This window comes from Marinovum algicola (assembly GCF_900109145.1).
Classification (GTDB): domain Bacteria; phylum Pseudomonadota; class Alphaproteobacteria; order Rhodobacterales; family Rhodobacteraceae; genus Marinovum; species Marinovum algicola.
The window spans coordinates 38,969-62,204 of sequence record NZ_FNYY01000017.1 but is presented as its reverse complement, the minus strand read 5'-3'; the positions used below and the strand labels follow the sequence as shown (position 1 = coordinate 62,204).

Here is a 23,236-nt window from a genome sequence, read left to right as displayed (position 1 = left end):
ATGACCAACCTGACCTACAAAATGAACCCGATGCCGACGCCGATCGCGCAGGACAAGCTCGACCGTCTGGCCAAGCTGGAAACCGCGACCATCGGGCATTTCTATCACTTCGGCTTTGCCGCGCCGGCGATTCAGCCGGTGCTGCCCGGCAAGGTGGTGGCGGCGACGGTGGCGACATTGGCCATTCCCGGCCTCGATTCGACGCTGCTGCACCATTGCCTGAGCCAATGCGGGCCGGGTTACTTCCTGGCCGTCGACCGGCTGGGCGACAGCAAATATGCCTGCTGGGGCGGCGGCGTGACCCGGATGGCGGCGATGATCGGGCTGGAGGGCGGCTGCGTCGACGGCCCGCACACCGACACCGCCGAGATCGAGGAACAAGGCTTTGCCATGTGGTCGCGCGGCGCTTCGCCGGTGACGACGCGGCTCTACAACACCGGCGGCGGCTTCAACGTGCCGGTCTCGATCGGCGGCGCGGCGGTGCTGCCCGGCTATGCGGTGCTGGCGGATGCCTCCGGGGTGCTGTTCATCGCGCCCGAGGATCTCGATGCGGTGCTGGAAGAGGGCGAGCTGAAGACCGAGCGCGGCCGCATCAGCGAGGTCAAGGTCAGCGACGGCACGCATCTCGGCCAATTGTCCGGTGCGACGAAGATGGTCGAGGGCAAGCTGGCGGGCTGACCCCCGTTGCCTACGATGTAACCTGACCCTAGTTGCCCTCGATGTAAGAGGTATAGCGCGGATGATCCCGACACCAGGCCTGCGCGCTGTCGCGTGCCAGTTCCAGAACCAGCTTGACCTGCTTGCGCCGCGCCCGGTTGGCGTAGGTGCAGGCGAGGTCGAGCGGCGGGATCTTGTCGGTCACCTCGAGCTGGACCAGCCGGCCGTCGGCCAGCTCCTGCTCGACGCCGGCCAGGGCCAGCGCCGAGGCGCCATAGCCCCGCCGCAGCATGTCGTACATCGTCGACAGCGAATTGCCGTAGTGCCGCGCCGCCGGCTGCGAGCGCATCTCGTCGATGACCTCGGCCACCGGGTTCCACATCGGCGAGGTCTTGGGATAGAGCACCAGCGGCAGATTGCGCAGCGCCTCGGGCGTCAGCGGCTGCACCACGCCCTGCACCAGATCCGGCCGCGCCACCCAGCCGACATCGAAGCGGGTGGTGAAGGCGGCCTCCGGCACCCTGTCGCCGCCGGCGGTGAAGGCGAGATCCAGCGTCCCGGCATCGATGAAACGCGCCAGTTGCAGATCCGAGCTGGAATAGACGTCGAGGGTGATCTCCGGGAGTTCGTCGCGCAGCCGTTGCAGCAGGATCGGCCCCCAGGTCAGCGCCGCCATACCGGCCAGCCCGATGGTCAGCCGCTGCTTGTGCTTGTCCAGAAGCCGGGTGTTCATCGTCTCGCGCAGGTTCAGGAACTGCAACGCGAAATCCGCCACCTCCATGCCCTGATCGGTCAGCCGGAAGGCCGGGGCGTTGCGGTCGATCAGGGTCTTGCCGAGATCGGTCTCGAGGGACTGAATCCGCGCCGAGACCGCCGGTTGCGTCAGCCCGAGGCGCTGCGCGGTCTGCCGGTAGTTCTGAATCTGGCTGAGCCAGTAGAAGGCCTCGAGCTGTTTGAAATTCATCCCCTAACTCCCCGACACGAACAATGAAGGACAGATCCATGAAAGCCGCCGTCTACCTGCCCCTCGAAGACAAGATCCAATGGTGGGTCGAGATGCTGCAAGGCCTGCTGCCCGGCTGGCAGGTCGTCGCGATGGATCAGGCGAGCGAGCCGGAAAGCATCGACGTCGCCGTGGTCTGGCGTCCGCGCACCGGCGATCTCGCCCGGTTCGCGAACCTCAAGGCCATCGTCTCGATCGGTGCCGGCATCGACCATGTTCTCGCCGACGAAAATCTCCCCGTCGGCGTACCGATCATCCGCACCGTCGGCGACGACCTGACGCAGCGGATGCGCGAATACGTCGCCCTGCACGTGCTTCGCCATCACCGCGACATGCCGCGCCAGCTTCAGGCCCAGGCCGAGGCCGACTGGCACGCCATCGTGGTGCCGGTGGCGCCGAACCGCACGGTCGGGGTGATGGGGCTGGGCAATCTCGGTGCGGCGGCGGCGCAGACGCTGGCCGGGCTGGGCTTTGCCACCCGTGGCTGGTCGAAATCGCCCAAGGAGATCAGCGGCGTGACATGCTATTCCGGGGCCGAGGGCTTTGACGCCTTCCTCGACGGCTGCGAGATCCTGGTCAACCTGTTGCCGCTGACCGAAGCGACGCGCGGCATCCTGAACGCCGAGCTCTTCGCCAAGCTGCCGCGCGAGGCCTGCGTGATCAATTGCGCCCGTGGCCCGCATCTGGTGGATGACGATCTCCTGGCGGCGCTTGACAGCGGCCAGGTGAAACAGGCCACGCTCGACGTCTTTCACCAGGAGCCGCTGCCCGCCGATCACCCGTTCTGGAGCCATCGCGGGATCACCGTGACGCCGCATGTCGCCTCGCAGATCGATGCCGACACCGGCGGCCGGATCATCGCCGAGAACCTGCGGCAGTTCGCCGAGACCGGCACCTGCCCCGATGTGGCCGATGCGGCGCGCGGCTACTGACATCCGGCGGGGGCCCTCAGACATGTTGGCCCCCGTTCACGTCGATCGAGCTGCCATTGACATAGCCGGCCTCGGCTGAACACAGGAACAGCACGACGCGGGCGACCTCGTCGGGCTGGCCGAGCCGGCGCATCGGGATCAGGCTGGCCATCTCCTCGGTGCCGGGTGACAGGATTTCGGTCTCGATCTCGCCCGGGGTAACCATGTTGACCCGGATGCCACGCGGGCCGAGCTCGGCCGCCGCCTCGCGGGTCAGGGCCGCCAGCGCCGCCTTGGAACAGGCATAGGCGGTGCCGGCAAAGGGGTGCACGCGGGTGCCGACGATGGACCCGACATTGACCACCGCGCCCGTACCACGCGCGAGCTCGGGCATCAGGTCGCGCATCAGCGCCGCGGGGCCGATCAGGTTGACCGCAAGCACCTGCCGCCAGATCTCGTCGCTGCTGGTGGCCACGCCGAGGCGCTCGCCCTGCGGCCCCTTCGGCGAGATGCCGGCATTGTTGACGATGGCGTTGAGACCGCCGTCGCCCAATGTCTCGCGCAGGCGCGCCACCAGATCGGCGCGCGCGGCCGGATCCGCCAGATTGCCCTGGAAATGATCGGAGGTGCCGGCGTGCCAGGGGCACCGCGCATCGAAGGCGCTGCGCGAGACCGTCAGCACCCGCCAACCGGCGGCCTGAAACAGCTTAACCGTGGCGTGGCCGATCCCACGGCTGGCGCCGGTGAGCAGGAGTGTCTTCTGGGTCATCCGGTGCCTCCTTTGCGGTCTTGTCGGCTCAGATATGGAAGGAGACGCCGGCCTCGGCCAGCCCGCCGCCCATCGCCGAAACCGTGCCGTCGGCGCGCCAGCAGGCGGCGCCGGTCATCTGCCCGCCCGGCCCGAAGGCGATGGCGTTCATGCCGCCGCCGACATGCGGCACCAGGGCGACTTCGTGGCCCCTGGCTTCCAGCGCCTCCCGGTGATGGGCGTAGTCGGGTTCGAGTTCGACATGACCGCCTTCGGTCCAGATCCGCGGCGCCTCGACCGCCTGTTGCGGGGTGAGGCCGAAATCGATCAGGTTGACGATGGCCTGCATCGCCGAGGGGAAGATGCGGAGCGCGCCGGGCAGGCCGAGCGCAAAGCGCGGCACGCCATCCTTGAGCACCATCATCGGCGCCATCGAGGTCGGCACCCGCTTGCCGGGCTGGATCGACAGCGCCTTGCCGGGGTGGGGGTCGAAATTGTACATGTAGTTGTTGGGGATGATGCCGGTGCCCGGCACCATGATCCGCGCCCCGAACAGGCCGTTGATGGTATGGGTGGCGGAAACCACGAAACCGTCGCGGTCGGCCACGGTGACATGGGTGGTGTTCCGGCTCTCATGGCCCGGCGGCACCGGCCCGGCGCCCCCGGCATCGCGCAGCCGGGCGCGGCAGTCGCGGGCGTAGTCCTTGGAAATCAGCCGCTCGACCGGGATGTCGACGAAATCCGGGTCGCCCGAGGCGGCGCGGCGGTCCTCGAAGCCGACGCGGATCACCTCGGCCAGAAGATGCAGCCGCGCGGCGCTGTCGAAGCCCATGGCGGCGAGGTCGTAGCCTTCGAGGATGTTGAGCATCTGCGCCACATGCACGCCCGAAGAGGCCGGCGGCGGCGGCCCGGCGATCTGATGGCCGCGATAGTCGGCAAAGATGGCATCGCGTTCGCGCGCCCGGTAGTCGCGAAGATCATCCAGCGAGACGCTGCCCTCGGCGCCCAGCCTTTCGACCAGCGCCGCGCCCAGCGATCCGCCGTGCAGCGCGGTGTCGCCCTCGCGGGCGATCTGTCTCAGGCTCTCGGCATAATCGCCCTGCACCAGCCGGTGGCCGGGCGTGGCGGGGGCGCCGCCCGGCAGGAACAGCGCGGCGATCACCGGGTCGCGGGCCAGATCAGCGGCATGGCGCTGGATCGTGCCGTTGAGATAGGCGGTGACCCGGAAACCGCCGGCGGCCAGCCGGATCGCCGGGGCGATGACATCGGCAAAGGGCAGGGCGCCCTGCGCCGCCTGCATCGCGCACCAGCCACGCAGGTTGCCGGGCACCGCCACCGCCGCCGGGCCGACGAGATTGCGGCGGCCTTCCGTCTCCATGTAATCGGGCAGCCGGTCCGAGACCGGGCGGAACATCCCGGGCGTGGCGGCGGCGCCGGCGTGCGACAGGCAGTCATAGACCACGTGGCGGCCGTCCGGGGTGCGCAGATGCGCGACGCCGCCGCCGGCAATGCCCACCATCATCGGCTCGACCACGGTCAGCGCCAGCAACGCGGCAACCGCCGCATCCACGGCATTGCCGCCCGCCGCCAGCATTTCGTGGCCGGCGGCGCTGCCCAGCGGGTGGTTGGTGACGACGACGCCGCCGGACCCGCTGGCCGGGGCCTTGCGGCAGGTGAAGGGCAGGGAAGGAGCTTGCGTCATGATCGGTCCTGTGGTCGGGCCCGCGCAGGGCGTCCTGGGGTCATGGGGCGGTGGCGCTTTCGGTGAGGGCCGGCACCCGCTGCTCGAGCGTCGCGACGAAGGCTCGGGCGGCCTCGGTCAGCGGCCTGCGGGCCGGCTCCAGCAGGTAGAGGCTGCGCCAGAGATCGAGGCCCCCCACCGGCACAAAGCGGATTTGCGGGTCGCGGAACAGCAGCACTGCGTTCCTGGGCAGAAGCGCGACCCCCAGCCCGGCGCGCACCATGCAGAGCTGGGCAATGGTCGAATGGGCGCGCAGCTGCGGCGCGAGAAAGGCGCGCGGGATCGCCGCGCAATCGGTCAGAAGCTGTTGGGTGCCGGCCTGGGCGTCGAGCCCGATCAGCGAGGCGGCGTCGATCTCGTCAAGCCGCACGGCGTCGCAGCCGGCAAAGGCGTGGCCCGCCGGGCAGGCCAGCCCGATCTCGTCGCGCAGGATGCCGCGCTGGCGCAGATCGGCCGAATGTTTTGCCCGCCCGGCAATGGCGATATCGAGCCGGCCCTCGGCCACCATCTGCGCCAGGCGTTCGGCGATGTCGTCGTGCAGCAAGCATTGCAGCCCCGACCGCCCGGCAAGGAAATCCGCCAGCACCGGCGCCAGCAGCTCCGAGATCGCCGAGGGGGAGGCGCCAATGTGCAGCGTGCCGCTTTCCAGCCCGGCGCGGGCGCTGAGCCGGTCGATTGCCCGGTCCATGCCGGACACCAGCGGCGCGGTATCGGCAAGAAAGTCGCGGCCGAGCGGCGTGATCGAGGGCGGCCGTGTGCGACGGTCGAAGAGCGGGGCGCCGATGTCGGCCTCGAGCTGGCGCATCAGCTCCGACAGCGCCGAGGGCACGACACCCAGCGATTCCGCCGCCGCGGCGAAGGTTCCCTGCGCCGCGATTGCATGCAGGGCGCGGAGATGGCGGAAATTGATATTCAATTTGTCTGTCGAAGCTTTCATGTTATTCGGAAAATATGATACTAAACGCCACAAAGCAACAGATTCCGACAAAGGGCGGCCGAATATGAGTGAGCTTCCGCAGACAGGCGACGGCGCGGCGGTTGCCATCGAAGCGCTGGACGAGGCGCTGCGGCAGGCCGGATTCCGCGGCGCGCTGGACGGTGACAGCGCCCTGCGCGAGGCGATGTCGACCGACAATTCGGTCTATCGCATCTGCCCCGATCTGGTTGCCGCCCCGTGCGATGCCGCCGACATGGCGGTACTGGTGGCGGTGATGCATCAGCCGCGGTTCCGCGCCATCCCGCTGACCGCGCGGGGGGGCGGCACCGGCACCAACGGCCAGAGTCTCAACCGGGGCGTGGTGGTCGACACCCGCCGCCACATGCACCGCTTGCTGGCGCTCGATGCCGAGGCCGGGTGGGCCGATGTCGAGCCGGGCCTGGTACTCGACGATCTGAACGCGCAGATCCGCGACACCGGCTGGTTTTTCGCACCGGAAACCTCGACGTCGACCCGCTGCACCATCGGCGGCATGGTCAGCACCGACGCCTCGGGCAAGGGGTCGCGGGTCTATGGCAAGACCTCGGACAACCTTGTGGGTCTTGAGATCGCGCGCCCCGAAGGGCTGTTGTGGAGCGGTGACCCGGCTCCGGACTGGGCCCGGCCGATGCTGGCCGAGGCCGGGCGTGCGGCGCGCGACGGCCGCGCCGCGTTTGTCGCGGCCACCCCCGCGCTGAACCGGCGGTTCACCGGCTACGATCTCGAACGCGCCTGCACCGAGCCGGGCGGCTTCGACTGGTGGCGGCTGTTTCCCGGCGCCGAGGGCACGCTGGGGCTGATCTCGCGCATCCGCGTCCGGCTGCGCCGCATCGAGGCCGAGAAACGCCTGATCCTGGCCGGCTTCGACGGGTTTCGCGCCGCACTCTCTGCCGCGGTTCCGCTGGCGCGAGGGGCGCCGACCGCCGTCGAGGTCATGGACGCGCGCACCCAGGGGCTGGCCGCCGACGCCGGTCTGCTGGACGCGCTGCCCGAGGCGCTGCGCGCGCCCGACATCGCCCCGGTGTTCATCGAGGTCAATGGCACCGGCCCCGAGGAGGTCGAGGCCCGGGTGGCGGCGATCGGCGAGATTCTGGCCAGCTTGCCGGGGCTGCGCGCCACCCATCTCGCTGCCGGACGAGACGAGATCCGCCGGCTCTGGGCGGTGCGTTCGGCCGGGGTCGGCCTGCTGGGCCGCACCGAAGGCCGCGCCCGGCCGGTCGCCTTTGTCGAAGACGCGGTGGTGCCGCCGGAGAACCTGGCCGGCTTTCTCGACGACTTCCTCGCCACGCTGGATGGCTTCGGCCTGAACTACGGCATCTATGGTCATGCCGATGTCGGCTGCCTGCACGTCCGGCCGGCGCTCGACATCGACCGCGACGCCGACCGCGCGATCTTGCAGAAAGTCTCGGATGCGGTCTTTGCGCTGACCCGCAAGCATGGCGGCATCTTCTGGGGAGAACACGGCAAGGGCGTGCGCGGCGCCTATCTGCGCGACTGGATCGGCGATGAGGCCTATGCCGCGCTGCAAGGCGTCAAGGCCGCCTTCGACCCGGAGGGGCGCTACAACCCCGGCAAGCTGGTGGCGCCGCCCGAGCGGTTGATGGGCATCACCACCACCCCGTTCCGGCCGTTCAACGCGCCCGAGGGCGACCCGCTCGACAAGGCCTTTCGCTGCAATGGCAATGCGCAATGCCTCTCCTACGCCGCCGCGACGCCGATGTGTCCCTCGTTCAAGGCCAGCGCCGACCTGCGCCACAGCCCGAAAGGCCGGGCCGATGCGCTGCGGGCCTGGCACGGCGCCCGCGACAGCGCGCCGCCGGCAGAGCTGGCCCGGCGCGAGGCCGAACTGCATGCGGTGCTCGATACCTGCCTTGGCTGCAAGGCCTGCGCCACGTCTTGCCCGGTGCAGGTCGACATTCCCGAGATGCGCAGCCGGTTCCTGGCCGACTACCACCGCCGCCACCGGCGCGGTCTGACCGAGCGGCTGACCCTCCTGGCCGAGCGCGCCAGCCCGTTGGCGCTGCGGCTGGCGCCCGTTGTCGCGCCCCTCTGGCCGCTGCTTCGCCCGCTGGCCGAAAGGCTGACCGCCACCACCGATCTGCCGCCGCGGCTGGCCCGGCGGCTGGCGCCCGAGCTGTACCTGCGCGACAACGAACTGGCGGGGTCGCTGCCCGAGGGAAGCGTGATCCTCGCCCAAGACTGGTTTACCGCGCTCTTCGACGCGGCCGCGCAGCGCCAGGCCGTGGCCGGGCTGCGCGCATTGGGCTATTCGCCGCGTCTGCTGCCGCTCTGTCCCGGGGGCAAGGCCGCCCATGGCGCCGGCGATCTGCCGGGCTTTCGGCGCCTTGCCGGCCGGCTGGCCGCGCACCTGCGCCGCGCGGCGGCCACCGGGGCGCCGATCCTGGCGCTCGATCCGGCGTTCGGCATGATGCTGCGGCAGGAATACCCGAAGGCCGGGATTCGCGTGCCGGCGGTTCTGATGCCACAGGAATTTCTGGCGGAAGAGCTGGCGCGGGGCCAGGCCTTTCCGCAGGCCGGGCAGGACAGGGCGCGGCTGCTGGGCCATTGCACCGAAGTCACCGCCAATCCGCAAAGCGCCCGGCAGTGGCGGCAGGTCTTTGCCGCGCTCGGGGTCGCGCTGGAAACACCCGACACAGGCTGTTGCGGCATGGCCGGGCTGTTCGGCCACCAGGCGCGCCATCAGCGCATGTCGCGCGATCTCTTCGCCCTGTCCTGGCGGGATCAGGTCGATGCCCCATGTCCCACCGCCGCCTGCGGCTTTTCCTGCCGCAGCCAGGGCCACCGCCTGGCCGGCCGCGATTTGCTGCATCCGCTGGGCCTGATCGCCGCGGTGCTGGCGCCAGCGGCCGCGGCCAGGCACCCGGGCTGACCGGCGACGGCGCCGGTGTGCCGGGGGGTCATTCGTGCAGCAGCACCGGGCCTTTTGCGGCAAAACCCATCCGCACTTCGGCCCCGGGCGCCAGCGGCGCATCCACATCCTCATGCACCGCAAACACCTGTCCGAAGGCGCCGGTCAGCGTGTATTCCATGCGCACACCCACATAGGTCGCCTTGGCCACGGTGGCGCGGATGCCCCGGTCATCGCCGATCCTCAGCCGGGACGGACGAACGGCGATGGTGGCCGGGCCTTCCGAAAGACCGCGCGAGGGCAGGTCGTGGCGATAGCCTTCGATGTCGATCGTGGCGGTCTGGCCGTCGATGGCGACGATGGTGCAGGCCAGCAGGTTGGCTTCGCCGATGAAATCCGCGACAAACCGGTCATTGGGCGCCTCGAAGAGCTGGCGCGGGGTGCCGATCTGGGCAATCGCGGCGTTGCGCATGACGACGATCTCGTCGGAGACCGCCAGCGCCTCTTCCTGATCGTGGGTGACATAGACCACCGTCAACCCGAGATCCTGCTGGATCGCGCGGATATCCTCGCGCACCTGGCGGCGGAGCTTGGCATCGAGGTTGGAGAGCGGCTCGTCGAACAGAAGCACCTGCGGTTCCAGCACCAGGGCGCGGGCGACGGCCACGCGCTGCTGCTGTCCGCCGGACAATTCCGACGGCAGCCGGCCATCAAAACCGCGGAGGCCGACGAGATCGAGGCCGTGAAGCGCGCGGCTCCGGGCCTCGTCCCTGGCAAATCCCGAAAAGGTCAGCCCGTACATCACGTTCTCCAGAACGTTCATGTGCGGAAAGAGCGCATAGGACTGGAAGACCATGGAAACGTCGCGATCTGTCGCGGGCAGTCTGGTCACGTCGCGGCCACCGATGAGAATGCGGCCCGCGCTGGCCATCTCGAGCCCGGCGATCATGCGCAGGGTGGTGGTCTTGCCGCAGCCGGAGGGGCCGAGCAGCGTCACCAGCTTGCCGGCGGCCACATCGAGATCGATCCGGTCGACGGCCACCACGTCCTTGCCGAAGAGCTTGGACACGCCTTCGAACCGGACCGGGGCGGCCTTGGAGCCGATTTTGCTGTCGCTCATGAGGTTCTCCCGGTTCCGAGTTCGGTGCGCCGGCCGATCTGAACCCGGCCGACAAGAAATTGCAAAAGCCCGACCGCGGACAGCATGACGAAGATCAGCGTCGTGGAATAGGCGATGGCGAGGCCGTAATCGTTGTTCTCGACGCGGCCGATGATGTAGCTCGTGGCCATGTCGTATTCCGCCGAGACCAGGAAGATCACCGCCGAGATCGCGGTCATCGCGCGGACGAAGCTGTAGACCAGGGCGGCGAGGATCGCCGGGCGCAGCAGGGGCAGGATGATCCGGCGGAAGGTCTGCCAGGAATTGGCCCCGAGGGTCAGCGAGGATTCGTCGAGCGACCTGTCGAGTTGCGACATGCTGGCGATACCGGCGCGCACGCCGACCGGCATGTTGCGGAAGATGAAACTGACCACCAGGATGACGCCGGTGCCGGTGATCTCGATCGGGGGCACGTTGAAGGCCAGGATATAGCTGACGCCGATGACGGTGCCGGGGATGGCAAAGCTCAGCATGGTTCCGAACTCGAAGGCGTTCTTGCCGGCAAAGCTCTGCCGGGTCAGGAGGTAGGCGGTGATCAGCCCGACGGCGGCGGTCAGCGGCGCGGCGATGGCGGCAATGCTGATCGTGGTCCAGAAACTGTCCCAGGCGGCCCCGGTCCAGCGGATGCCCGCCTCTTCGATGCGCACCGAGAAGGCGGTGACATAATGCTTGAGCGTCAGCGCGTTGTTGACCCCCCAGAGCTCGACGATGCTGCCATAGACGATCATGCCGTAGACCACGATGGTGAACAGGCCCCAGCCGATCACGATGATCTGCACCGGCACCGAAAGGCCGGTCGGCATCAGGGGATGCATGCCCGCGTCGCCCTTGCCGGTGACGGTGGTATAGCTTTTCTTTCCGAGCCAGGCGCGTTGCGCGTAAAAGGCCGAGAGGGTGAAGAACAGCAGCACCATGGCCAGAACGGCGGCACGGCCCTGATCGTATTGCGCGCCGACGATGGCAAAGAAAATTTCGGTCGACAGGACGTCGAAATTGCCGCCGAGGACCAGCGGATTGCCGAAATCGGCCATGCTCTCGATGAAGCCCAGAAGAAAGGCATTGGCGAGCCCGGGGCGGATCAGCGGCAGCGAGACGGTGCGGAAGGTCTGCCATCTGTTGGCGCGCAATGTCTGGGCGGCCTCCTCCATCGAGGGCGAGACCCCTTCGACCACGCCGATCAGCACCAGAAAGGCAATCGGCGTGAAGGCCAGGGTCTGGGCGATCAGCACCCCCGGCATGCCGTAGAGCCAGCGGGTGGGCTGCGTGCCGAACATCTCCGCGACAAATTGGGTGACCGAGCCCGAAAGCCCGAACAGGAGGATCAGCGCGAGGCCGATCACGAAAGGCGGCGTGATGATCGGCAGGACGGTGAGCGCCCGCAAGGCCCGCTTGTAGCGAAAGCCCGAGCGCGTCACCACAAGCGCAAAGCAGAGGCCCAACACCGTGGTGATCAGCCCGACGAGGATGGCGAGGGCCAGCGAATTCCAGGCGGCGCCGCAGCGGGCGCCCCAGAAACAGCCGATACCCCAGAGCCGGTCATCGAAGAACTTCGACAGGAAGACGCTGACCGAATAGGCGCCGTCCTCGGTGACGAAGGCGGCAAACAGCATCCTGGCGATCGGAAAGAACACAAAGGCGGTGACAATGGTGATCACGCCGCCGATGGCGCTGACCACAAAGACATCGCCGTTGATCGCCCCCCGCGCGGCGACGCCCTGGGTCAGCAGGAAGAGAAAGGCCGAGGCGCAGATCATCGCGCCGTAGCCCATGCCGAACTGGCGGATCGGGAGATCTCCGAACAGCGCCCCCTGCCAGGCGAAGCTGAAGCCGCGGATGCCGATGGAAAAGCCCTGCACGATCATCCAGCCGAACCCGAGCGCCCCGGCAAGGATCAGGATGCGGGCATAGATCGGGTCGTTTTTTGCCCGCCGCAGCACCAACAGCGGCAGCGCCAGCGGGAGCAGGAGCGGCGCCAGCCACAGCTTTTCACCCTGTCCGATCAGGAACAGGGCCGGCGCGACATCCGCATCGAAAGGATAGCCGCCGGTCAGCCAGTCGAACGACCACAGGCCATCCTCTACCATGTACCATGGCAGAAGGCCGAAACCGACCCACCCGGCAAGGATCCAGAAGATCAGCACCGGGTGAGCGGTCTTTTCCGGTTCCTCCCTCACTTACTGCGGCAGGACCGAGACTTCCTCATCCCATTTCTGCAACAGCCGTTTGCGTTCGTCCGAGGAGCCGTATTTCTTGAAGTCATAGTCGATCAGCTTGATCTGGCTCATGTCGGGGGCGCTTTCGGAGGTTTCGGCCGCCATGTTCGACGGCACCTGGAAGGCGTTCACCTCGAGCGCGAGGTTCTGCGCCTCGGCGCTGAGCGCCCAGTCGTAGAACTTTTTCGCCTCATCCAGGTTACGGGCGCCGTCGATGATCGACATCGAGCCGATTTCGTAGCCGGTGCCTTCGCAGGGGGCGACAACCTTGATCGGGAAGCCCGAGACCGCCTGTTTCACCGCATCATGCATGAAGACGATGCCGATGGTGTTTTCGCCGCGACCGGCGGCCTTGATCGGGGCCGAGCCGGATTTGGTGTATTGGTTGATGTTCTTGTGCAGGCCCTTCATGAACTCGAAGCCCTCGTCTTCACCGAAAATCTGCACCATCGAGGCCAGCGTCGTATAGGCCGTGCCCGAGGAATTGGGATTGGCCATCTGCACATGGCCCTTGTACTCGGGTTTCAGCAGGTCTTTCCAGCAGGCCGGTTCGGGCAGGTCGTTGGCGGCGACAAGATCGGCGTTGTAGCCATAACCCAGCGCGCCAGAGTAGATGCCGATGGTCCGGTTTCCGGCGCTTTCCGCCTGCGAGATCGCCCAGTCGTGCAACTGGTCGCGCATGGGCGAGACATATTCCATGGTCAGGCCCTCTTCGGCGGCCTGCAAATGCGGATCGCCGGTGCCGCCCCACCAGACGTCGCCCTTGGGGTTTGCGCTTTCGGCGCGGACCTGCGCAAAGGTCTCGCCGCTGGACTTGCGTGTCATGTTGACGTCGATGCCGGTGGCATCCTCGAAACTGCGCGCCATCAGCTGGCACCAGTCTTCCTGCGCCGAACAGTAGAGCGTCAGCTTTTCGGCCTGTGCCGCCCCCAGCGACGCGGCATAGGCGATCAGCGACAGGGCCGCGGTACGTGTCAATGTCTTCATGTCTTCCTCCCTTGGGTTTGGTTTGGCCGTTTTTCCGGCCTTTCACCGCCCGAACCTACGAAGCCCGCCGCAATTCCTCCAATGCGGTCAATTTCCCGGAGTCTTCCGCCAGCCGTTTCAGAAGGCCGGTCAATTCCTCCTCGTTCACCAGCCTGGCCGCCTTGTTCGGCGAAAACCAATGGCGTTTGCGTTCCTTGCGCTCTTTCCAGCGGCGCTTGAGCCGGTCGACCACCATCGGATAGACCGTCACGCGGCACAGCACGCTTTCGCCGCCGGTCAGGCGTTTTTCGTAATGGTATCGGCCGAGCGCCTTGTCGGAGACGAAGCCGACGGCGCCGGCCTCTTCCAGCGCTTCGATCTTGGCGGCGCGCCAAGGCTTCTTGCCGTCCATCAGCCAGCCCTTGGGCATGACCCAGCGCCCGGTATCGCGAGAGGTCACCATCAGCACCCGCAACCGGCCTTTCCTGTCCCAATGGACCGGCAAGGCGGCGATCTGCCTGGCGATGCGGGCCTTGGATTTGCTCATGCCGGCTTCCCCGCGAATTTCGGGCGCGCCAGCCGGCTGGCGAGAAGATCGCCGGTTTCCTCGGCGATAGGGTAGGCGACATAGCTGATCGCGGCATTCACCTGTTTCAGCAGCCTCAGGGTTTCCTGATGGGCGTTTGTGGTGGCGATACTGGCCGGGTTGCCCTGGCCGAGGCGCGTCAGGTGGCGTTCCTGCAATTTCTGCTCTTCGCGCCGGATGCGATCCTTTTCCGCCACCAACTGGCGCGCCGACTCGGCATCGCCGGTGGTCAGCACCGAGAGCGCCAGCCGCGTGTTCGTTGCCACCTGATCATGAAAGGCCTCGATGTCCCGCAGCCCCTCGTCCGAGAAGGCATGGGCCTTGTCGTGCAGCCGTTTTGCCAAGGTCAACAGGTTGACAGCGACGCGGTCGGCAGCCTCTTCGAGGCTGTTGGCCATGGCGACCAGTTCCACCGCGCGCCGCGCCTGTTCGCGGGGGATGTCCTTGTCGCGCAGCTGCGACAGGTAGATCTTGGTTTCGTAATGCATCCGGTCGACGGCATCTTCGCGAAGCTCGATCAGATCCGCCGCCTGTTGATCCCATTGGCGCAGCAACCCCGGGATCGGCGACAGCATGGCCTGCACCGTTTCGCCCATCCGAAGCAGTTCGCGCTGCGCGCAGGCCAGCGCCATGGCCGGTTCGTCGAGCACGCCGGGATCCAGCGCGGTGCGGGTCACCGCCTCGGCCTCGGTCGATTGCGGCACCAGGGTTTCGGCCAGACCGACCAGCTGGCCGGTGACCGGCAGGGCCAGGACCAGCAGGACGGCGTTCAGAAGCACATGCAAGGTGACCGCCTGCTGGCTTGCCCCGCCCCACAGCATCGACAGGTCGAAGGCGCCGAAGACCAGCAGGGCGAAGGCCGCCAGCGTCACGCCGCCGCGCGCCACGAGGTTCGCGACGGCGACCTGCCGCGCCACACCCCGCTCTGACCAGAGCAATCCGACCGCAATCATGGCGCCGCCGAGATTGGCGCCGATGACCAGCGCCGCGGCCGCGGTGGTGCCGACGAGGCCGGTTGCCGCGAACATCGCAAAGGTCAGAACGGCGGCCAGACTGGAATGCATCAGCCAGGCCAGCAGGGCACCGATGACGAATGCGCTGAGCAGATCCCGTTCGAAATAGGCGGCCGCCGCCTGCACGATGTCGTTCTCTCCGATCGGCGCCGTGGCCTGGCGGATCATGCCCAGCGAGAGAAAGACCAGCGCGACGCCGATGGTGATCCGCCCGGTCTGCTTGGCCTTGCGGGACCGGGCGTTGAGAAACAGGATCACGCCGACAAGCAGGATCAGGGGCACCACCTTGTCGACCGGGAGCTGAAGCACCTGCACCATAAGCGCCGAGCCGAGTTCGGCGCCGAGAATCATGGCCAGCGCCGCGCCCGAAGACAGCAGGCCGGAGGCCGCGAAACCGCTGCCGATCAGTGCCACGGCGGTGGCGCTTTGCAACATCATCGCCGTCGGAATGCCGGCCGCGGCCGCCGAGAGCCGGTGCGCCGACATCTCTTTCAGCCAGCGCCGCAGTTCCGGCAGATAGGCGCGTTCGGCGCCGGTCCGGATCATCCGGACAGACCACAACAGAAGCGCGACAGCCGCCGCCAGGTTGACCGCGAGCAGGATCATGTCGGCCGGGCCGCAGGCATACGAGTGTCGGACGAAACAGGCGCTTTCAACGGTTTGATTTCCTTGCCCATGCAAAAATCTCACCACCAGAACGAGGCTTTTGCAACAAAATTCATTGCATATACTGCCGAAACTCCACACTTTTGATGACAGCAAGTGAATCGGCGGGGTGGTATGGCGCACGCGGGCACGACATCAGAGATACCGGTCAGGGGACGCAGGCGGCTCAAGAAGGAGGAGCGCCGCCGGCAAATCCTGCTGGAGCTGAAACTGCGCCCGCATGTCCGGATCAGCGAATTGTCCGAGCGCTTCAACGTCTCGACCGAGACCCTGCGGCGCGACTTCGACGCGCTGGCCGATGAGGGGCTTGTCGCCCGCGCGCACGGCGGGGCGACCGCGCCCACTCAGGGCCATTATCCCAGCCTTGACGAGCGGGCGAATGCACGCATCGAGGAGCGGGAGCGGATCGGCAAACGGGCCGCCGAACTGGTGCAGGACGGCGAGACGGTGATGATCGATTCCGGCTCGACCACGATCGAGATGGCGCGCGCGCTGGCCTATCTCGGCACCTCCTGCACGGTGATCACGAATTCGATTCCGGTGGCGATGACCCTTGGCCACGGGGCCGCGCAGATCCTGCTGTGCCCCGGCGAATACCTTGCCGCCGAATCCGCCGTCATCGGCACCGAGACCCTGGAATTTCTGTCGCGTTACAATGTCGACCGCTGCATGATCGGCTCGTCCGGGTTCTCGGAGGAAGGCCCCTCGGAAACCGTGCGCGGCTTTGCGGCAGTCAAAAGGACGATGCTGCACCGGGCGCGCGAGCGGCATCTGCTGATCGATTCGGAAAAGTTCGGACGCAGGGGGCTGGCCCATGTGGGCGACATGTCGGACCTGCGGTCGATTGTCGTGAACACCGCCCCGGCGGGCGCACTCCTGGCGGCCCTGGAGGCGGCCAAGGTCAGGATCATCGCGACGGACGAAGGATAATATCAACCGCGGCAAAAACGCCGTAACTCAGGGAGGACAAGATGAAGACGGAGATCACACTATTGATCGGGGCATCGGCCATGGCGCTCATGTCCCTTGGCGGAGCGGCTGCGGCCCAGGAGTGCCCGCGCGGCGACCTCGATGCGCGCTACTGCGACGCCGACGACGACATGATTGCCGACATTCCGACCGATCCGGCGGAGCAGATCGATCCTGACACGCTGGTCTTTGCCTATACCCCGGTGGAGGATCCGGCGGTCTACAAGACGGCCTGGGCGGACTTCCTCGAACATCTCGAAGCCGAAACCGGCAAGGACGTCATCTTCTTTCCGGTCCAGAACAATGCCGCCCAGATCGAGGCGATGCGCTCGGGCCGGCTTCATATCGCGGGCTTCAACACCGGGTCCAACCCGCTGGCGGTGAATTGCGCCGGTTTCCGCCCCTTTACCATCATGGCCGCGCCGGACGGCAGTTTCGGCTATGAGATGGAGATCATCACCTATCCCGGCAGCGGCATCGAGCAGATCGAGGATATCCAGGGCAAGCAGCTTGCCTTTACCGCGCCGACGTCGAATTCCGGGTTCAAGGCGCCCTCGGCCATCCTGAAGGCGGATTACGGCATGGAGCCGGAAAAGGATTTCGAGCCGGTGTTCTCGGGCAAACACGACAATTCGGTTCTGGGTGTCGCCAACAAGGATTACATGGCCGCCGCCGTCGCAAATTCGGTCATGGGCCGGATGATCGAACGCGACGTGGTCAGCGCCGATCAGATCGTGTCGATCTACAAGTCCCAGACCTTTCCGACCACCGGGTACGGCGTGGTCTACAACCTCAAGCCCGAGTTGCAGGAGCAGATCCGAGACGCCTTTTTCAACTTCGAATGGGAAGGCTCCAGCCTGAAGGAAGAGTTCGAGAAGAACGGCGAAGGTCAGTTCCTGCCGATCACCTACAAGGAATACTGGGACGTGATCCGCAAAATCGATGCGGCCAACGACGTCAGCTACGCCTGCCAGTGATCCGGCACCATGGCGGCGGCCCCGGATCCGGGCCGCCGCAGCGCGCAAGGGGAATGCGATGCTGCGCCTTCAAAAGCTATCCAAGACATACAAGACCGGCGACCAGGCGCTGACGGCGATCGATCTCGATGTGCCCAAGGGCCAGGTTCTGGCGCTGATCGGGCCGTCGGGGGCGGGGAAATCGACGATGATCCGCTGCATCAACCGGCTGGTCGAGCCGACCGGCGGCGCGGTGCTGCTGGATGAGGTCGATCTCACCGGGCTCGGCCCGGGCCGGCTGCGCAAGGCGCGGCGCGAGATGGGGATGATTTTCCAGGAATACGCCCTGGTCGAACGTCTGACGGTGATGGAGAACGTGCTGTCGGGCCGGCTGGGATATGTCGGCTTCTGGCGCAGCTTCCTGCGCCGCTATCCGCAATCGGACGTCGATGCGGCATTTCGGCTGCTCGATCGGGTGGGTCTGTTGCATATGGCCGACAAGCGGGCCGACGAGCTTTCGGGCGGTCAGCGCCAGCGGGTGGGGATCTGCCGCGCGCTGATCCAGCAGCCCAAGCTGCTGCTGGTGGACGAGCCGACGGCCTCGCTCGATCCAAAGACCAGCCGGCAGATCATGCGGCTGATCACCGAACTATGCCAGGAACGCGGGCTGGCGGCGATCATCAACATTCACGACGTGGCGCTGGCGCAGATGTTCGTGCCGCGTGTCGTCGGGCTGCGTCTTGGCGAAATCGTCTATGACGGGCTGCCCACTGGGCTGACCCCCGACAAGCTGACCGAGATCTATGGCGAGGAGGACTGGGAAGCGACCATCGAGAAGGTCGAGGACGAAGAGATCGAGGCCGCGGAATGAGCCACCGGGAACTTGACGACATGCTGGGCAAAGGCTGGCGCAAACCGGCCTTCGTCCGGAATCCGCTGTTGCGATGGGGGCTGGGCCTCGGCTTTGTCGCCTATCTGATCGCCGCCGTCCTGACCATCGAGGTGGACTGGGGACGGGTTTATGAAGGGCTGGATCGGGGCTGGGCCTTCATTCTGGCCTTTACCAGCCCGGATTTCCTCTCGCGGTGGAGTGACATCTGGAGCGGACTGCTGGAAAGCATCGTGATGACCGTCGCCGCCTCGGTGGTGGGGATCGCGATTTCCATTCCGATCGGCCTCGGGGCGGCCCGCAATATTGCGCCGCTGCCGGTCTATGTGATCTGCCGCGGCATCGTCGCCATCAGCCGCGCCTTGCAGGAGATCATCGTGGCCATCCTTCTGGTGGCGATCTTCGGGTTCGGCCCGCTGGCCGGCTTTCTGACCCTGTCCTTTGCCACCATCGGTTTCCTGTCGAAGCTTCTGGCCGAGGATATCGAGGCGATGGACAAGGCGCAGGCCGAGGCGATCCGGGCCTCGGGGGCGCGGTGGATGCAATGGATCAACTACGGTGTGCAGCCGCAGGTCATGCCGCGTCTGGTGGGGCTGTCGATGTACCGGATCGACATCAACTTCCGCGAAAGCGCCATTCTGGGGCTGGTGGGCGCCGGCGGCATCGGGGCGACGTTGAACACCGCCTTCGACCGCTATGAATACGACACCGCCGCCGCCATCCTGATCCTGATCATCGGCATCGTCATGGCGCTGGAATACCTCTCCGGCATCATCCGCGCGAGGGTGCAGTAATGCCGGTCCTGGAGCGCGCAGGCATGCAGATCTGGCGCCGGCGAACCGGGCGCGACAGCCTGATCCGCTGGTTCGGCTGGCTGATCGGCGTGGCGGTCTTTGTCTATTGCTGGCAGATCATCTCGGCCTCGACCACGTGGTTCTTTGTCTGGGATGCGCCGCGCATCGCCAATGACATCTGGACCCGCGCCACGCCGCCCCGGTGGGAATACATCACCCAGCTCGGCCGGCCGATCTGGGACACGCTCAACATAGCCACCCTTGGCACCTTGATCGCGCTCTGCCTGGCGGTGCCGGTGGCCTTTCTGGCGGCGCGCAACACCACGCCGTCGGCGCTGTTCATCCGGCCGGTCGCGCTGCTGATCATCGTCTCGACCCGGTCGATCAACTCGCTGATCTGGGCGCTGCTGCTGATCGCGATCATCGGCCCCGGCGTTTTTGCCGGGGTCATTGCCATCGCCATCCGGTCGATCGGTTTCTGCGCCAAGCTTCTGTACGAGGCGATCGAGGAAATCGATTCCGGCCAGGTCGAGGCCATCACCGCCACCGGAGCCAGCCGCTGGCAGGTCATGGCCTATGGGATCGTGCCGCAGGTCTTGCCGGCCTTCGCGGGCATCGCGGTCTTTCGCTGGGACATCAATATCCGCGAATCAACGGTGCTGGGCCTGGTGGGGGCAGGGGGCATCGGCTTGCAGCTCTCGGCCTCGCTCAACGTGCTGGCCTGGCCGCAGGTCAGCCTGATCCTGATCGTGATCCTGGTCGCCGTGCTGATCAGCGAACTGGTTTCGGCCAAGGTTCGGGGGGCGATCATTTGATGGCGATCTCGGCAGAAGAGGCCTTTGAGGTCTACGAATCCGTGCGCCACCGGCTGCCGCCGGCGCGGACCGCGGCGCCGGCCTGCCGCCATTGCGAAACGCTCGACGACCTGGCCGACGAATTCGACATCTTCCTGCTCGATGCCTTCGGCGTGCTGAACATCGGCGAGGCGGCAATCCCCGGCACGCCCGAGCGGATCGCCGGGTTGAAGGCCCGGGGCAAGCGGGTGCTGGTGGTCTCCAATGCCGCGGGTTTCCCCCATGCCGCCCTGATCGAGAAATACACCCGTCTGGGCTATGATTTCGCCGCCGAGGACATCATTACCAGCCGCGCCACGCTGTTGGCCGGCCTCGACGCGCGGCGCGCGCTTCACTGGGGGCTGATGGCGACGCCGCGCGCCGGGCTGCGCGATCTGGAGGGATTGCACCTCACCTATCTCGAGGAGGATCCGGGCGCCTATGAGGCCGTCGACGGTTTCCTGCTGATCGGCAGCGCGGTCTGGACCGAGCCGCGACAGGAATTGCTCGAAGCGGCCCTGCGGCGGCACCCCCGTCCGGTGCTGGTGGGCAACCCGGATATCGTGGCGCCGCGGGAAACCGGGTTCTCCCCGGAGCCGGGCCATTTTGCCCATCGGCTGGCCGAGCAAACCGGCATAGCGCCGGAATTTTTCGGCAAACCGTTCCGAAATATCTTCGATCTCGCCTTCGCGCGACTTGGCGAGGTCGACCGCAGCCGCATCGTCATGGTGGGCGACAGCCTGCACACCGATATCCTCGGCGCCCAGACCGCCGGCCTGCCTTCGGCGCTGATCACCGATTTCGGATTTTTCGCCGGTCAGGATGCCGAGCAGGCCGTTTTGCGCGCCGGTATCGTGCCGGATTTCATTGTGAGGCGGCCATGAGGCCGTCATGTTATATTTGTTTTACAACGCGCCACAAGAATGCGCGGCATCGCGGCGAGAAAAGTCGCCACAACCTCAACTTAGGGAGAAAGAGATGAAACACACGATCAGCATATTGGCCGCGGCGGCGGTGCTGGGCTCGGCCCAGTCGGCCCTGGCCCAGACCGAGATCGAATTCTGGCATGCCTTCACCGGACGCCTGGGCGAGTTGGTGGCCGAACAGGTCGAGACCTTCAACGCCTCTCAGGACGCCTATCAGGTGGTGGCCTCGCACAAGGGCAACTATTCCGAGACCCTGAATGCCGGGATCGCCGCCTTCCGGGCGGGGGAACAGCCCGACATCCTGATGGTTTTCGAGGTCGGCACCGCGACGATGATGGGCGCCAAGGGCGCGATCAAGCCGGTCTATGAGGTGATGGCAGACGCCGGCGCCGATTTCGACCAGTCGAAGTACATCGGTTCGGTCAAGGGCTATTACACAACGCCCGACGGCGACATGCTGTCCCTGCCGTTCAACTCGTCGACCCCGGTGCTCTGGGTCAACCGCGACAAACTGGAAGAGGCGGGGATCGATCCCGACACCGATCTGTCGACCTGGGAACAGGTCGGCGCGGTGCTGGACCAGCTCAAGGAGGCCGGGGTCGATTGTCCGATGACCACCGCCTGGCAGAGCTGGATCCATCTCGAGAACTTCTCGGCCTATCATGACGTGCCATTCGCCACCAAGGACAACGGCTTTGGCGGCACCGATACCGAACTGGCCTTCAACGGCGCGGCGCAGGTGGCGCATATCTCGGCCATGGGCGACTGGGCGCGGGACGGCAAGTTCATCTATGCCGGCCGCCGCAACGAAGGTGGCGCCAACTTCCGCGCCGGGGAATGCGCGCTCTTCACCGAGAGCTCGGCCGGCTATGCCGGGATCAAGGCGGAGGCCGAGTTCGATTTCGAGGTGCGGCCGCTGCCCTATTGGGAATCGGTCACCGACGAGCCGCAGAACACCATCATCGGCGGCGCTTCGCTCTGGGTGATGGAGGGCCAGACCGAGGAAGAATACAAGGGTGTCGCCGCCTTCCTCAATTTCCTGTCCAGCCCCGAGATCCAGGCCAAGTGGCACCAGGACACCGGCTATCTGCCGATCACCTCGGAGGCCGGCGAACTGACCCGCAGCCAGGGCTTCTACGACGAGAACCCCGGCACCGATATCGCGGTGACCCAGATGACGGCCAAGCAGCCGACGGCCAATTCCAAGGGCCTTCGTCTGGGCTCGTTTGACCAGATCCGGGGCATCATCGACGAGGAGCTGGAAGCGGTCTGGTCCGGCGACAAGGACGCGCAGGCGGCGCTCGATTCGGCGGTGGAGCGCGGCAACGCGCTGCTGCGCCGCTTCGAGCAGGCTTCGCGCTAGCGGCAATCCCGCCCGCTCCGGACCCCGGTCCGGGGCCTCCCGGTTGACGAGGAGGCCCCGGGTCGGTCCCGGGGCGGTGACGTCCGGGGAAGCAAGGAGGACCGATGGAAAAACGCGTCACGTTCAAGGGCCGCTGGCTGCCGCTTTTGCTGGTCCTGCCGCAGATCGCGATCACCGCGATCTTCTTTTTCTACCCGGCCGGGCAGGCGATCTGGCAATCTCTGTTCATCCCCGATCCTTTCGGGTTGTCGATGCGATGGGTTGGATTGGGCAATTTCGAGTTCCTGCTGTCGGATCCCTATTACCGCGCCTCCTTTGTCACGACCGCGGTCTTTTCCATCTTGGTGACGCTGGTTTCGATGGGCGTGGCGCTTTATCTCGCGGTGCTGGCCGACCGGCTGATCAAGGGCTCGGGCACCTACCGGACGCTGCTGATCTGGCCCTATGCCGTGGCGCCGGCGGTGGCCGGCGTGCTGTGGCTGTTCATGTTCAACACGCGGGTCGGCGTGGTGACCTGGTATCTGGGCCTGCTGGGCTATGACTGGAACCACGTGCTGAACGAGGGCGAGGCGATGGGGCTTGTCGTCGTCGCCTCAGCCTGGGGCCGCATCAGCTACAATTTCCTGTTCTTCCTGGCGGGCCTGCAAGCGATCCCGAAATCGGTGATCGAGGCCGCCGCCATCGACGGCGCGCATTTCTGGACCCGGTTTCGCACCATCGTCTTTCCGCTGCTGTCGCCGACGACGTTCTTCCTAATGGTCGTGAACATCATCTACGCCTTCTTCGAGACCTTCGGGGTGATCCATACGATCACCAGTGGCGGCCCGCAGCAGGCCACCACGATCCTGGTCTACAAGGTCTATTCCGATGGCTTCGTGGGTCAGGATCTCGGCTCTTCGGCGGCGCAATCGGTGATCCTGCTGCTGATCGTCTCGGTCCTGACGGTCGTGCAGTTCAAATATATCGAGCGACGGGTGCATTACTGATGGCAGAGCGAC

At 66.5% G+C, this 23,236-nt stretch carries 20 protein-coding genes; 11 read left to right on the top strand and 9 right to left on the bottom strand.

Annotation, left to right across the window (positions count from 1 at the left end; genetic code table 11):
* On the top strand, window positions 1-678 hold the full coding sequence (locus BMW90_RS19330; RefSeq protein WP_083416122.1) for an RraA family protein: 678 nt from the start codon (window positions 1-3) through the stop codon (window positions 676-678).
* A 28-nt stretch (window positions 679-706) separates the two neighbouring features.
* Here the strand turns inward: BMW90_RS19330 and BMW90_RS19325 are convergent, their stop codons facing one another.
* A complete protein-coding gene (locus BMW90_RS19325; protein ID WP_074838169.1) occupies window positions 707-1,621 on the bottom strand; it encodes a LysR family transcriptional regulator in 915 nt (304 codons plus the stop codon).
* Window positions 1,622-1,659: 38 nt separating this feature from the next.
* Between BMW90_RS19325 and BMW90_RS19320 the strand changes: the two genes are divergently transcribed.
* Entirely contained in the window at window positions 1,660-2,592 is a 933-nt protein-coding gene (locus BMW90_RS19320) for a 2-hydroxyacid dehydrogenase (RefSeq protein ID WP_074838166.1), read from the top strand.
* Between the two features lie 16 nt (window positions 2,593-2,608).
* On the opposite strand, the gene BMW90_RS19315 is transcribed toward BMW90_RS19320, so the two are convergent.
* The 3 genes from BMW90_RS19315 to BMW90_RS19305 are packed head-to-tail and all read right to left on the bottom strand — an operon-like array spanning window position 2,609 to window position 5,976.
* Window positions 2,609-3,340 (bottom strand): SDR family NAD(P)-dependent oxidoreductase, encoded by a 732-nt coding sequence (locus BMW90_RS19315; RefSeq protein ID WP_074838161.1) that lies wholly within the window; start codon window positions 3,338-3,340, stop codon window positions 2,609-2,611.
* A 28-nt stretch (window positions 3,341-3,368) separates the two neighbouring features.
* Window positions 3,369-5,021, bottom strand: a complete 1,653-nt coding sequence (gene ggt / locus BMW90_RS19310) for a gamma-glutamyltransferase (protein WP_074838158.1) — start codon at window positions 5,019-5,021, stop codon at window positions 3,369-3,371.
* 40 nt (window positions 5,022-5,061) lie between these two features.
* Complete coding sequence (locus BMW90_RS19305; RefSeq protein WP_244526553.1) at window positions 5,062-5,976, bottom strand: LysR family transcriptional regulator; 915 nt, start codon at window positions 5,974-5,976, stop codon at window positions 5,062-5,064.
* A gap of 85 nt (window positions 5,977-6,061) precedes the next feature.
* Between BMW90_RS19305 and BMW90_RS19300 the strand changes: the two genes are divergently transcribed.
* Window positions 6,062-8,926 (top strand): FAD-binding and (Fe-S)-binding domain-containing protein, encoded by a 2,865-nt coding sequence (locus tag BMW90_RS19300; RefSeq protein ID WP_074838153.1) that lies wholly within the window; start codon window positions 6,062-6,064, stop codon window positions 8,924-8,926.
* A gap of 28 nt (window positions 8,927-8,954) precedes the next feature.
* On the opposite strand, the gene BMW90_RS19295 is transcribed toward BMW90_RS19300, so the two are convergent.
* From BMW90_RS19295 to BMW90_RS19275, 5 genes are read right to left on the bottom strand one after another with little or no spacing between them, the layout of a single operon-like run.
* Window positions 8,955-10,025: an ABC transporter ATP-binding protein gene (locus tag BMW90_RS19295; protein ID WP_074838150.1), complete on the bottom strand. Its 1,071-nt coding sequence runs from the start codon at window positions 10,023-10,025 to the stop codon at window positions 8,955-8,957.
* Entirely contained in the window at window positions 10,022-12,205 is a 2,184-nt protein-coding gene (locus BMW90_RS19290) for an ABC transporter permease (RefSeq protein ID WP_244526552.1), read from the bottom strand. The genes BMW90_RS19295 and BMW90_RS19290 overlap by 4 nt, the downstream gene beginning before the upstream one ends.
* 33 nt (window positions 12,206-12,238) lie before the next feature.
* On the bottom strand, window positions 12,239-13,264 hold the full coding sequence (locus tag BMW90_RS19285) for an ABC transporter substrate-binding protein (RefSeq protein WP_048534702.1): 1,026 nt from the start codon (window positions 13,262-13,264) through the stop codon (window positions 12,239-12,241).
* Between the two features lie 55 nt (window positions 13,265-13,319).
* Complete coding sequence (locus tag BMW90_RS19280; protein ID WP_048534703.1) at window positions 13,320-13,790, bottom strand: NUDIX hydrolase; 471 nt, start codon at window positions 13,788-13,790, stop codon at window positions 13,320-13,322.
* On the bottom strand, window positions 13,787-15,448 hold the full coding sequence (locus tag BMW90_RS19275) for a Na/Pi cotransporter family protein (RefSeq protein ID WP_074838145.1): 1,662 nt from the start codon (window positions 15,446-15,448) through the stop codon (window positions 13,787-13,789). Before BMW90_RS19275 ends, BMW90_RS19280 begins: the two co-directional genes overlap by 4 nt.
* A 174-nt stretch (window positions 15,449-15,622) precedes the next feature.
* Between BMW90_RS19275 and BMW90_RS19270 the strand changes: the two genes are divergently transcribed.
* The 8 genes from BMW90_RS19270 to ugpA all read left to right on the top strand — a co-directional run bounded on the left by BMW90_RS19270 (window position 15,623) and on the right by ugpA (window position 23,224).
* Complete coding sequence (locus BMW90_RS19270; protein WP_074838143.1) at window positions 15,623-16,438, top strand: DeoR/GlpR family DNA-binding transcription regulator; 816 nt, start codon at window positions 15,623-15,625, stop codon at window positions 16,436-16,438.
* A 41-nt stretch (window positions 16,439-16,479) separates the two neighbouring features.
* Window positions 16,480-17,454, top strand: coding sequence for a phosphate/phosphite/phosphonate ABC transporter substrate-binding protein (gene phnD / locus BMW90_RS19265; protein WP_048534708.1), 975 nt, complete (start codon window positions 16,480-16,482; stop codon window positions 17,452-17,454).
* A gap of 58 nt (window positions 17,455-17,512) precedes the next feature.
* Entirely contained in the window at window positions 17,513-18,304 is a 792-nt protein-coding gene (phnC, locus tag BMW90_RS19260; protein ID WP_048534710.1) for a phosphonate ABC transporter ATP-binding protein, read from the top strand.
* Window positions 18,301-19,116, top strand: coding sequence for a phosphonate ABC transporter, permease protein PhnE (phnE, locus tag BMW90_RS19255; protein WP_048534711.1), 816 nt, complete (start codon window positions 18,301-18,303; stop codon window positions 19,114-19,116). The genes phnC and phnE (BMW90_RS19255) overlap by 4 nt, the downstream gene beginning before the upstream one ends.
* Window positions 19,116-19,931, top strand: coding sequence for a phosphonate ABC transporter, permease protein PhnE (phnE, locus tag BMW90_RS19250; RefSeq protein ID WP_074838140.1), 816 nt, complete (start codon window positions 19,116-19,118; stop codon window positions 19,929-19,931). The genes phnE (BMW90_RS19255) and phnE (BMW90_RS19250) overlap by 1 nt, the downstream gene beginning before the upstream one ends.
* Window positions 19,931-20,833, top strand: a complete 903-nt coding sequence (locus BMW90_RS19245; protein WP_074838138.1) for an HAD-IIA family hydrolase — start codon at window positions 19,931-19,933, stop codon at window positions 20,831-20,833. Before phnE (BMW90_RS19250) ends, BMW90_RS19245 begins: the two co-directional genes overlap by 1 nt.
* 94 nt (window positions 20,834-20,927) lie before the next feature.
* On the top strand, window positions 20,928-22,238 hold the full coding sequence (gene ugpB / locus BMW90_RS19240; protein WP_074838136.1) for a sn-glycerol-3-phosphate ABC transporter substrate-binding protein UgpB: 1,311 nt from the start codon (window positions 20,928-20,930) through the stop codon (window positions 22,236-22,238).
* A 104-nt stretch (window positions 22,239-22,342) separates the two neighbouring features.
* A complete protein-coding gene (gene ugpA / locus BMW90_RS19235; protein WP_048534717.1) occupies window positions 22,343-23,224 on the top strand; it encodes a sn-glycerol-3-phosphate ABC transporter permease UgpA in 882 nt (293 codons plus the stop codon).
* The last annotated feature ends 12 nt before the right edge of the window (window positions 23,225-23,236 follow it).

What these genes read in the sequence shown, in the direction of transcription:
- BMW90_RS19285 (WP_048534702.1), bottom strand. Translation starts at nt 13,264, where the DNA reads ATGAAGACATTGACACGTACCGCGGCCCTGTCGCTGATCGCCTATGCC.
- BMW90_RS19275 (WP_074838145.1), bottom strand. Translation starts at nt 15,448, where the DNA reads ATGATCCTGCTCGCGGTCAACCTGGCGGCGGCTGTCGCGCTTCTGTTG.
- phnC (WP_048534710.1), top strand. Translation starts at nt 17,513, where the DNA reads ATGCTGCGCCTTCAAAAGCTATCCAAGACATACAAGACCGGCGACCAG.
- BMW90_RS19295 (WP_074838150.1), bottom strand. Translation starts at nt 10,025, where the DNA reads ATGAGCGACAGCAAAATCGGCTCCAAGGCCGCCCCGGTCCGGTTCGAA.
- phnE (WP_048534711.1), top strand. Translation starts at nt 18,301, where the DNA reads ATGAGCCACCGGGAACTTGACGACATGCTGGGCAAAGGCTGGCGCAAA.
- ugpB (WP_074838136.1), top strand. Translation starts at nt 20,928, where the DNA reads ATGAAACACACGATCAGCATATTGGCCGCGGCGGCGGTGCTGGGCTCG.
- phnD (WP_048534708.1), top strand. Translation starts at nt 16,480, where the DNA reads ATGAAGACGGAGATCACACTATTGATCGGGGCATCGGCCATGGCGCTC.
- ugpA (WP_048534717.1), top strand. Translation starts at nt 22,343, where the DNA reads ATGGAAAAACGCGTCACGTTCAAGGGCCGCTGGCTGCCGCTTTTGCTG.
- BMW90_RS19315 (WP_074838161.1), bottom strand. Translation starts at nt 3,340, where the DNA reads ATGACCCAGAAGACACTCCTGCTCACCGGCGCCAGCCGTGGGATCGGC.
- ggt (WP_074838158.1), bottom strand. Translation starts at nt 5,021, where the DNA reads ATGACGCAAGCTCCTTCCCTGCCCTTCACCTGCCGCAAGGCCCCGGCC.
- BMW90_RS19280 (WP_048534703.1), bottom strand. Translation starts at nt 13,790, where the DNA reads ATGAGCAAATCCAAGGCCCGCATCGCCAGGCAGATCGCCGCCTTGCCG.
- BMW90_RS19325 (WP_074838169.1), bottom strand. Translation starts at nt 1,621, where the DNA reads ATGAATTTCAAACAGCTCGAGGCCTTCTACTGGCTCAGCCAGATTCAG.
- BMW90_RS19245 (WP_074838138.1), top strand. Translation starts at nt 19,931, where the DNA reads ATGGCGATCTCGGCAGAAGAGGCCTTTGAGGTCTACGAATCCGTGCGC.
- phnE (WP_074838140.1), top strand. Translation starts at nt 19,116, where the DNA reads ATGCCGGTCCTGGAGCGCGCAGGCATGCAGATCTGGCGCCGGCGAACC.
- BMW90_RS19330 (WP_083416122.1), top strand. Translation starts at nt 1, where the DNA reads ATGACCAACCTGACCTACAAAATGAACCCGATGCCGACGCCGATCGCG.
- BMW90_RS19300 (WP_074838153.1), top strand. Translation starts at nt 6,062, where the DNA reads ATGAGTGAGCTTCCGCAGACAGGCGACGGCGCGGCGGTTGCCATCGAA.
- BMW90_RS19270 (WP_074838143.1), top strand. Translation starts at nt 15,623, where the DNA reads ATGGCGCACGCGGGCACGACATCAGAGATACCGGTCAGGGGACGCAGG.
- BMW90_RS19320 (WP_074838166.1), top strand. Translation starts at nt 1,660, where the DNA reads ATGAAAGCCGCCGTCTACCTGCCCCTCGAAGACAAGATCCAATGGTGG.